This window comes from Microcoleus sp. M2_D5 (assembly GCF_036701935.1).
GTDB lineage: Bacteria > Cyanobacteriota > Cyanobacteriia > Cyanobacteriales > Microcoleaceae > Microcoleus.
This window is the reverse complement of record NZ_JAUBRP010000065.1, coordinates 26,139-35,928: the sequence shown is the minus strand read 5'-3', so window position 1 is coordinate 35,928 and position 9,790 is coordinate 26,139. Positions and strand designations below refer to the sequence as shown.

7 protein-coding genes are annotated in these 9,790 nt (G+C 45.9%); 3 read left to right on the top strand and 4 right to left on the bottom strand.

The window, feature by feature from the left end; all coding sequences use genetic code 11:
• Window positions 1–216: 216 nt before the first annotated feature.
• Window positions 217–996 carry a Tat pathway signal protein gene (locus tag QUA50_RS22725; protein WP_333267307.1) on the bottom strand — a complete coding sequence of 260 codons (780 nt, stop codon included), beginning with the start codon at window positions 994–996 and terminating at the stop codon, window positions 217–219.
• Between the two features lie 677 nt (window positions 997–1,673).
• Between QUA50_RS22725 and QUA50_RS22720 the strand changes: the two genes are divergently transcribed.
• The 3 genes from QUA50_RS22720 (at window position 1,674) to QUA50_RS22710 (ending at window position 5,854) form a co-directional block, all read left to right on the top strand.
• Complete coding sequence (locus tag QUA50_RS22720) at window positions 1,674–3,029, top strand: NB-ARC domain-containing protein (RefSeq protein ID WP_333267305.1); 1,356 nt, start codon at window positions 1,674–1,676, stop codon at window positions 3,027–3,029.
• A 340-nt stretch (window positions 3,030–3,369) separates the two neighbouring features.
• Window positions 3,370–4,821, top strand: a complete 1,452-nt coding sequence (gene ffh / locus QUA50_RS22715; protein ID WP_333267304.1) for a signal recognition particle protein — start codon at window positions 3,370–3,372, stop codon at window positions 4,819–4,821.
• Window positions 4,822–5,221: 400 nt separating this feature from the next.
• Window positions 5,222–5,854, top strand: coding sequence for a Uma2 family endonuclease (locus tag QUA50_RS22710; RefSeq protein ID WP_333267302.1), 633 nt, complete (start codon window positions 5,222–5,224; stop codon window positions 5,852–5,854).
• A 58-nt stretch (window positions 5,855–5,912) separates the two neighbouring features.
• Here the strand turns inward: QUA50_RS22710 and lptC are convergent, their stop codons facing one another.
• The 3 genes from lptC to metG all read right to left on the bottom strand — a co-directional run bounded on the left by lptC (window position 5,913) and on the right by metG (window position 9,596).
• Window positions 5,913–7,109, bottom strand: a complete 1,197-nt coding sequence (lptC, locus tag QUA50_RS22705; RefSeq protein ID WP_333267300.1) for an LPS export ABC transporter periplasmic protein LptC — start codon at window positions 7,107–7,109, stop codon at window positions 5,913–5,915.
• A gap of 183 nt (window positions 7,110–7,292) precedes the next feature.
• On the bottom strand, window positions 7,293–7,898 hold the full coding sequence (locus QUA50_RS22700; RefSeq protein WP_006631885.1) for a LabA-like NYN domain-containing protein: 606 nt from the start codon (window positions 7,896–7,898) through the stop codon (window positions 7,293–7,295).
• 105 nt (window positions 7,899–8,003) lie between these two features.
• The gene (gene metG, locus QUA50_RS22695) at window positions 8,004–9,596 is read right to left on the bottom strand and encodes a methionine--tRNA ligase (RefSeq protein WP_333267298.1); all 1,593 of its coding nucleotides are present in this window, start codon (window positions 9,594–9,596) and stop codon (window positions 8,004–8,006) included.
• Window positions 9,597–9,790: the final 194 nt, after the last annotated feature.

Below are 9,790 nucleotides of genomic sequence, written 5' to 3'. Positions count from 1 at the left end.
CTGCGGTTCGATAGCCTGCATTTTGCGGTTTGATAGCTTGTCTCTTTTAAGATACAAGGGGCGGGTTCACCAACAATATTTGACAGAAACAAACAGGCCAAATAAACCCGCCCCGGCCCTATTCGTGAGTGGGGGCGGGTTTATAAATACCTTGGAGGTGAATTAGAAATGTTGGCGAACCCGCCCCTACAGGATTTTCGTAATGCTGATTTCTCCCTAAAACCTCACCGTCACCAAAATCACCCGCCGAGGCTGATCTTCGGCTTCAATAATATACTCAACACGCCCAAAACCTCTAGGCCCCGGTTCAACTAAATCGTAGCGAGATGTCACCGTACCCGCCGCTGTATTGTATTGAGCAAAAACAGCACCGGGATTCCTCCCAGCAGACGCATCGGCATCTCCTCCCCAAGCTGTTGTATCATCTATTCGCGATCGAGTTGGCAATACAGAAGCCGCGATTTCTGGAGGTGTTAATCTTTGATCGGCTAAGACTCTTTGAGCATTATGAATAGCGCACATTGTCGGCCCGGAAATTTTGGAATCGCTATATTGATCTTCCCACTTTTGTACGAAGCCAAAACCCACATTCGGGCCGACTTTCTCCTGTCTTTGCCGCCCCCACAGCCGACTGGTATCTGATGCAAAATTAGAACCGCTGCCAGTTACCGCTAATTCGGTTCTTTTGCTAGTAAAATTGCGGTTGACAAATTCTTTGTCTGCGGTGCGAATAGCGTTGGCGGCCGCTGGTTCTATTTTACTGCTAACATTAGTATTGCCTTGCAAGATTGGTGAGAGAACGCCGGGGATGGGCTGTGCTCCACAATATTTTTGAATACCGTTAAAAACGCGATCGGCTGATAAGGCACTAATCGGAAATTCTAGGGAATAAGCTTCAGCAGGTTTGGGGAAAAAGATGCCGGATGTTGCGGAAGCAGCAAAAGAAGCGCCACCCCAGATGACAATACGATTGAATTGACGGCGGCTGATACTCATAATTTATCTACTCCCTGGAGAGCTTGCGCCTGGTATAATATGGAATGAGAAAAAGTAGTATGGTGTAATACTTTCATCACAATTTGTTGCTCTGGAACAAGTGATATCAATAGCTAGACTTTTACCATTACTAACATCTACCTGCATCGTATTAACCCTTCCCTCCTTTCCTACCTGGGAAGCTACTTGATTTCCATCTACGTAAACGTCTATTTTGGGGGGTGGAATGTTATCCTTATCACTAACTCCATACTCCAATCGAAGAGAGAGGCGACCGCCTGGAAGTTTACAAGTGAAACCGGTAGGTAGCGTGTCTAAAATACTTGTGTATAGTTCTCTACCTATGGAAACATCTCTACTCCTGATGCGACTAGCCTGATAACTAGGCCATCTGCCGACACAGCTTAGGTCGAATATATGGATTGGTCGCTGGGCCTGGGCCACTTGTGCGCCAACTGTCGCTAAAGTAAAAGACAACACCCCAGCCGAGAACAAACCGCTGAGCCACCGCACTCGCTTCATATAAATATCCTGCTAATACCTTAATCAATTAATATAAAGGATGAGCTGTGTAGGAAAAGTCCTGACTTTAGATAGATGACAAAATCAAAAATGTCACAAGTGTACGAAATGTCAGGTATAATTAATGGCGTACAACTCCAGCTTCTCCCTAATCTATGGATATTGCCGAAGTTTTGACACTGGCAGATGAGCTAATTTTTGCTAAGACGGGAAAGCATTTAGATTACGTGCAAGAAGCTATCCTGCGGGGAACTTTACAAGACACAACTTACACGCAAATTGCTCAAGAAGTTTACTCAAGTCCAAGTCATGTCAGAAATGTAGGATCGCAACTTTGGAAAATACTTTCTAAAGGCTTGAAAAAAAATATTACTAAAAACAATTTTAGGACTGTATTAGAAAAGGCAAGAATTTATAACAATAATATTTCATCCGCTATTATTGGCGAAACTGTTACAGTTAATGGCTTAAATATTTGTCATGAAAAAGTGCGATCGCCCAAAACACCCCACAACCCCGAACCAACCGCAAAACAGCCCCACATCGACTTAGACGACGCACCAGAAATCTCGACATTTTTCGATCGCACATCCGAACTTTCCACCCTCAAACAATGGATTTTGGAAAACCGCACCCGTCTCATCAGCATCTTAGGATTAAGCGGAAGTGGCAAAAGTGCGATCGCCCTCCAACTAATCCAACACATTCAATATGAATTCGACTGTATTATCTGGCGAAGCCTCCGCAACTCTCCAAATTTGCAAGCACTCCAAACCGACTTAATTAAATTCCTATCGCAGCAGCAACAAACCGAATTACCATCAATTATTGAATACTTACGATCGTACCGCTGTCTCATCATCCTCGATGACGTGCAAACAATCTTCAGCAGCAAACAACTAGCAGGAAACTACCAACCTGGCTATGAAAACTACGGCGCATTCTTCAAACAAATAGCAGAATCATGCCACAACAGTTGCCTAATTTTGATTAGTTGGGAAAAACCCATAGAAATTGCAGCCTTAGAAAGCAACCCAAAAAATTGTCAAACATTGCAACTCAATGGTTTAGGCGAACCAGCGCGAGAAATCTTCACAGAAAAAGGTTTAGCAGAATCTGAAAAATGGTCAGAATTGATAGATATTTACCGAGGCAACCCATTGTGGTTGAATATAGTATCTGCTGCAATTCAAGACTTATTTAGCGGCAAAACTTCTGAATTTTTATCCTATGACAGCCTAGTTTTAGGAGACTTAGAATATTTATTTCACCAACATTTTCAGCGATTGTCAGACAGCGAAAAACAAGTAATGTCCTGGTTGGCAAATCAAAACAAAGCAGTTGAAATCTCCAAAAAACCAGCCCTTTTGGAATTGTCCCCTTCAGAATTCCTCAAAGCCGTCGAATCCTTGAGACGGAGGTTATTAATCGAAAAAGTCCAAAAGGGCGATCGCACCCTCTTCCAACTCCAACCGGCGATCGCAGAATACATAAAAACCAACATCAAATAAACAGTTGACAGTTGACCTTACAATCGAAACGGCGATCGTATTGCAATTAATTCTGTAGGGGCGGGTTCACCAACAATATTTGAAACAAACAAATAGGTAAAATAAACCCGCCCCCACCCACGCATAGGGTCGGGGCGGGTTTATAAATACCCTGGATGTGAATTAGAAATACTGGTGAACCCGCCCCTACAGCAACTATATCTATTTAACCGGACACGATATAACTTGAAAACATCCAAACCCATAGCGCGTGCGATCGCGAACTATTTCAGCAAAACATTAATCCAAACACCCGCATTTAGCCTTAAAATTTAAAATACTGACTAGCCAACAATGCCCTATGTTTGAAGCCCTTGCCGATCGACTCGAATCCACCTGGAAAAAACTGCGCGGACAAAATAAAATCTCCGAGTCCAACATCCAAGACGCCCTCAAAGAAGTCCGCCGCGCCCTCCTGGAAGCCGATGTCAACCTCCAAGTCGTCAAAAACTTCATCTCAGAGGTAGCGGCAAAAGCACAAGGCGCACAAGTCGTTACAGGCGTCCGTCCCGACCAACAATTCATCAAAATCGTCCACGACGAACTCGTGCGCGTCATGGGGGAAACCAACGTACCCCTCGCCACCGCCGAATCCGGGCCCACAGTCGTGCTCATGGCCGGTTTGCAAGGAACCGGGAAAACCACCGCTACCGCCAAACTAGCGCTGCACCTCCGCAAACAAAATCGTACCGCACTGCTAGTCGCAACCGATATTTATCGACCAGCCGCGATCGACCAATTGCTGACCCTCGGTAAACAAATAGACGTACCAGTATTTGAATTAGGCAAAGACATTGACCCCGTAGAAATTGCCCGCCAAGGCATCGAACACGGCAAACAAATCGGCATCGATACCATCATCGTCGATACAGCAGGTCGCCTGCAAATCGACCAAGACATGATGGCAGAATTGGGCCGCATCAAACAAACAGTACAACCCCACGAAACACTGTTAGTTGTTGATGCCATGACCGGCCAAGAAGCAGCAAATTTAACCCGCACCTTTCACGAACAAATCGGCATTACCGGCGCAATCTTAACCAAATTAGACGGCGACAGCCGCGGCGGTGCAGCCTTATCCGTGCGGCAAATATCCGGCGCGCCGATTAAATTTGTCGGTGTCGGCGAAAAAGTGGAAGCCTTGCAACCATTTTATCCCGATCGCATGGCATCGAGAATACTCGGCATGGGCGATGTCTTGACGCTAGTAGAAAAAGCGCAAGAAGAATTCGACATCGCCGACGCCGAAAAAATGCAAGAGAAAATGCTCACGGCAAAGTTTGACTTTACCGACTTTCTCAAGCAAACCAGACTGTTAAAAAATATGGGTTCCCTCGGCGGCATCATGAAAATGATTCCGGGGATGAACAAACTCTCAGACGAACAAATGCGGCAGGGAGAAGTGCAGCTAAAACGCACCGAAGCCATGATTAATTCCATGACAGTTGAAGAACGCCGCAATCCCGAACTTTTAGCAAGTTCTCCATCCCGCCGCCGCCGCATCGGCAAAGGCGCAGGCTACGCAGAAAACGACGTAACAAAGCTCGTCAGCGACTTCCAGAAAATGCGTACAATGATGCAGCAAATGAGTCAAGGCAACTTTACAGGAATGGGAGGATTGCCCGGAATGCCCGGAATGCCAGGAATGGGCGGCCCCGGAGGAATGCAGCCCGGTTCCCGCGGCTATATGGGTGCCCAGCAGAAGAAGAAAAAGAAAAAAGATAAGCCTAAAAAAGGTTTCGGACAGTTGTAAAAAGCATCTGATATATTGCAAAATTGTCAAAAACCTGTAGGGGCGGGTTCACCAACCATCTTTGAAACAAATCAAACAATCTGATAAACCCGCCTTCCCCCGCACGATGTCAAAAACCTGTAGGGGCGGGTTCACCAACCATCTTTGAAACAAATCAAACAATCTGATAAACCCGCCCTCCCCCGCCAGAATTTACATCCATATTTTAGCCAACAAATTCACGGTACATTTGTAATTTGGGTGGGCGGTACCTTGGTATTTTTGGTTGGGTTGGGGCGGGTTTATTATATTGATTGATGTTTGTCAGAGATGGTTCGTGAACCCGCCCCTACAGAATTTATGTCTATTAGTTTTAGGTTTTTTGTGACCGATTTCTACCTAAAAAAGCGAACAATTGAATATGGTACAAACATTTACTCAACCAGAAACTATCTCTATAGAATTGCCAAATGCGATCGCCCTTTTTGTCACAGGCGAACAATTCGATATCCTAGCATTGGCAAATCCCGACTTGAGATTAGAAAGAACCGCAGAAGGAGAATTAATAGTGAATCCACCCACCGGAGGCGAATCAGGCAGCCGCAACCTCAGTATCAGTACGCAAGTAGGCAACTGGTGTGAAGCAAACGAAGATTTAGGAGAAGGCTTTGACTCTTCTACCGGATTCATCCTTCCTAACGGTGCTCGCCGTTCTCCCGACGCTTCCTGGGTGAGTCGAACTCGCTGGGAAGCACTAACTGCACAAGAACGCAAAGGCTTTGTTCCGCTGTGCCCCGACTTTGTAGTAGAATTGCGTGAAGCCAAGCTATCCCGTAGGGAATCGGCCTCCGACAGTCTCTCCACCCTGGAAACTAAAATGCGGGAATATATCGACAACGGGGCGAGATTGGGCTGGTTGATTGACCCGCAAAATCGGCGGGTAGAGATTTACCGACAACAAGCAGAAGTAGAAATATCGATCGATCCAGCCGAGTTGTCTGGCCAAGACGTACTGCCCGGATTTGTGCTGAATTTGAGGCGAGTGTGGCGTTAAACAGCATTCATACAGCGTTCATGCGTCCATCTGCCAACATCTGCGGTTGCAATCCCATCTACTCTCCCAAAGTTCCCTGATACTCATCCGGTACAAATTCCGTAACCACTTGGCCGCCACCACCGTCGCCTTTAACAATCACAGTTTGATTTTTCAACTCTCCCGCCGCCCTCGGCCCAGTCAAATTAAACACCGGATTTAGCTGTCGGTATACCACATTTCCTTCTGCATCAAAAGTCTGGTTAGTTAAATACCACGTTACGCGATCGGTATTTAATTGAGCTTGACGTTTTTCCCCAATTCCTACCACATTGCCCGTCAAATAAAAAACTTTTTTATCTAAATCTCCCCGCCCCGTATCCCCAGTCATCGTCACCTTTTCCACGCGGTGAAAAACCTTCACAGGCCCGGGCGATATCACAGATTGCGCCGGAAAATTCCAACTCATCAAACTGCTTTCTATTTGCAGCGGCGGGTCTGATGGCATCAACTGAGCGTTTTTTGTCAGCGTCGCAATCTTGGTTTTTAAGTCTACATCTACTTGGTCGGCAAAACCGCTGTCTGTTACTATTTTATCTTTGTATCTATCAATTTGAGTCGGTTTGTCGCTGTTTACCTTTTGTTGCTCCACAAACCACACTAAGTGCTCGGTTCGCAATTGCAAAAGCGGATCTTTAACATTCGCCACCACCGAACCGAATAACTCCATCCTCTTAGCCCTACTGAAAACTCGCGCTTCCTTCGCTGAAGCCGTCACCTGTTTGTTCTCTCCCGTCAAATTGTTGCGGACAACTAAAACATCTTCCTTCGGCCGCCACTCCAATTCATTTCCGCGCAATACAACTCCATTTTTCAGGTCTTTAGCGACTATATTACCTTTGAGAAAAACTTGATTTCCTTCCTGAAATACCTGGCCCGTTTCTCCCTGAATGTCGTAAATTTCTTTGCCGTCTTGAAACAATTTGCCCACAGGTTTCTGAACGTTAACTATTTTTTTGTCTTTACTGTAAACGGCATTTTGCGAGTTTACTTTCCAGAACGTCTCGCCCTTTTCGTTTGCTTGTTCTAGAGTTACTTTGTTCAAAGTTAAAGTGCTGTTTGACTGTTGAGCAGTTTTGAGATCCTCAGCTAATTTGTTCTTTTGAGTCTCTTGCGGAACCGCACAAGCACCCATCCCCAAAATCAGTGCTGCTAAAAATAGCAGCACCAATTTTGGGGATTTGAGATTGGGAATTTGGGATTTGAGGTTAATCATTGGCAATTGGTAATTGGGAATGGGAAATGCGAAATTGGTAAGAGATAATTAGGTATTGAAAAACACTCAATCAAAAATTAAAAATGTGTCATGCTTTGTCTGAATTTTTAACTTCTAATTTTCAATGATTCAACCCATTAACAATCACCCATTACCCATTACCCATTACCCATTACCAAATCCCTATCTGTCGTCGTGTTCCTCCATCAAGCTCAGACCCGACAAAGGGCGGTAAGCATAATTAGGGCGCGATGTTTTTTGGATGTCGTCCTTAATCATTTCCAAATCGATATAGCGATCGGCTACATTAATCAAACTGTCGCTCGTCATCGATCGCAAACTCACCACCTCAACCCGCACGCCGCGATAGCTCACAGCGTCTACAGCATAAGCCAAATCGCCGTCACCGCTGACCAGAACCGCCGTATCGTAAGACCCCACTAAAGCCATCATATCCACAGCGATTTCTACATCTAAATTCGCCTTCTTAGAACCGTCCGGCAACTGTACCAAATCCTTAGAAATCACCCGGTAGCCGTTGCGGCGCATCCACAGCAAAAACCCCTGCTGTTTCTCGTTAGTGCGATCGACACCAGTGTAGAAAAAAGAGCGCAGCAGCCGCGAACCCGCTGTTAAACGGCACAGCAGCTTAGTGTAATCTATCTCAATCCCTAACTGCAAAGCCGCGTAAAAAAGGTTAGAACCGTCAATAAAAATTGCCACTCGACCCCGGTTTTCGAGAACCTGTTCCGGCGTAAAAAGGTCGTTGCTTTCTATTCTATTCAACATGATTGTTATGCCTCAATTTTTATGAAAGATTGGTAAGGAAATAACTGCTAATTCGTAGTCTGCCATCACACCCAGAGCGCTGGCTGCCAACTGTGAAGGTACTGTTTACAGCAGTTCGAGCCGCTTAAAAACAGGTTGGGGTTCCCCCAGAGTTTGGTTTGCAGGCATTGCGCCCCAGGCAGCATGAGCTGCAAAATTCGCTAAACTGTTAACTGTCACTCGATCGTTAAAGTCAATTGAAAAACCTAGCTGCTGATAGATAGCGTTGCTGATATTGGGAATAATCGGCGATAAAAGGTAAGATGCTAGTCTAACAGATTCCAGAACAGAATATAGCACTTGTTCAACACTTTCTATCTGTCCCTGCTTGTACAAACTCCAAGGTGCTTGCACGTCAATAAACTTGTTCCCGGCTCTAACTAATGCAAGCACGGCTTCGCAAGCCTTGCTAAAAGCTAACTCTTCGTAAAAACCCGCTACTCGATCGCCCAAATTCAGGCTCATACCCTTGAGAAGGTTGTCGCCGTCAATGTTTTCTCCCAACACATTTGGCACGCAGCCACCGCAATATTTGCGAGCCATATTTAGGGTACGATTAAGCAAATTTCCCAAATCATTTGCTAGCTCAGCATTCAATATATTGATAAACCGAGTTTCGTTAAAATCGCCGTCCTCTCCGAACTCAATTTCTTTAAGGAAATAGTAACGCACTGCGTCAGCGCCGTATTTGTTGACCAATTCGACTGGGTTTAAAGTATTGCCCTCCGTTTTTCCCATTTTTTTGCCGTCTTTGGTCAAAAACCCGTGAGCGAAAACGCGGCCCGGCAGGGACAGACCCGCTGACATCAGCATTGCCGGCCAGTAAACTGCGTGGAAGCGAAGAATATCTTTGCCGATCAAGTGCAAGTCAACCGGCCACCATTTAGATAAAGCATTCTCCAACGTCGGATCGCTGTCCGGATCTAGCAAGGCGGTGACGTATCCCAGCAAAGCGTCAAACCAGACGTAGATGCTGTGACTGGGGTCAACCGGCACCGGCAGACCCCATGCCAGATTCACTCTCGAAATCGAAAAGTCTTGCAGTCCAGAGTTGACAAAGCTGAGCAGTTCGTTGCGCCGACTTTCCGGCGCGATGAAGTCGGGACGTTCTGCGTACAAGGTCAGCAGTTGGTCTTGATACCGCGACAGGCGGAAAAAGTAGTTTTCTTCGTCGCGCCACTCAACTTCTTTGCTGGTGTGGATGGAGCACCGATTTCCCGGCAACAATTCCCGTTCATCCTTGAATTCTTCACAGGAGACGCAGTACCAGCCTTGTTGCTGGTTCAAGTAGATGTCGCCGGAGTTCCAGACGCGCTGGAAAAATTCTTTGACAATGTACTCGTGGCGCCGCGAAGTTGTGCGGATGAAGCGATCGTACTGGATAGAGAGTTGCTCCCACAGCGCCTCAAACGCCGGAACCACTGAATCGCAGTGAGCTTGGGGCGATCGTCCCAAACTCTCGGCTGTCCGCTGAATTTTCTGCCCGTGTTCGTCCGTCCCCGTAACCAGCAAAACAGATTTGCCCCGCAGCCGCTCAAATCGGGCTAGGGCATCCGCAGCCATAGTCGTATAAGCGCTGCCAACGTGAGGTAAATCGTTTACATAATACAGAGGCGTTGTTATCGCAAAGGTATTCTTAGTTTTATCAGTCGATTTCATTGAATGCTAAAAGAAAATTCCCTAAATTTCGTTTCGATCTTAACTCAGCGGTTAATTTTTTTTTGAGTGGCAATCAAGCCAAATTCACTGCAAGTTATTTGCAATTGTTTAACCCGGGCTATTCCCAAAAGAAGTATTGCTTTCATCTCCACACTAATCTTTTTTAGTTATTTTTGACGAACTCTCTAAAATGT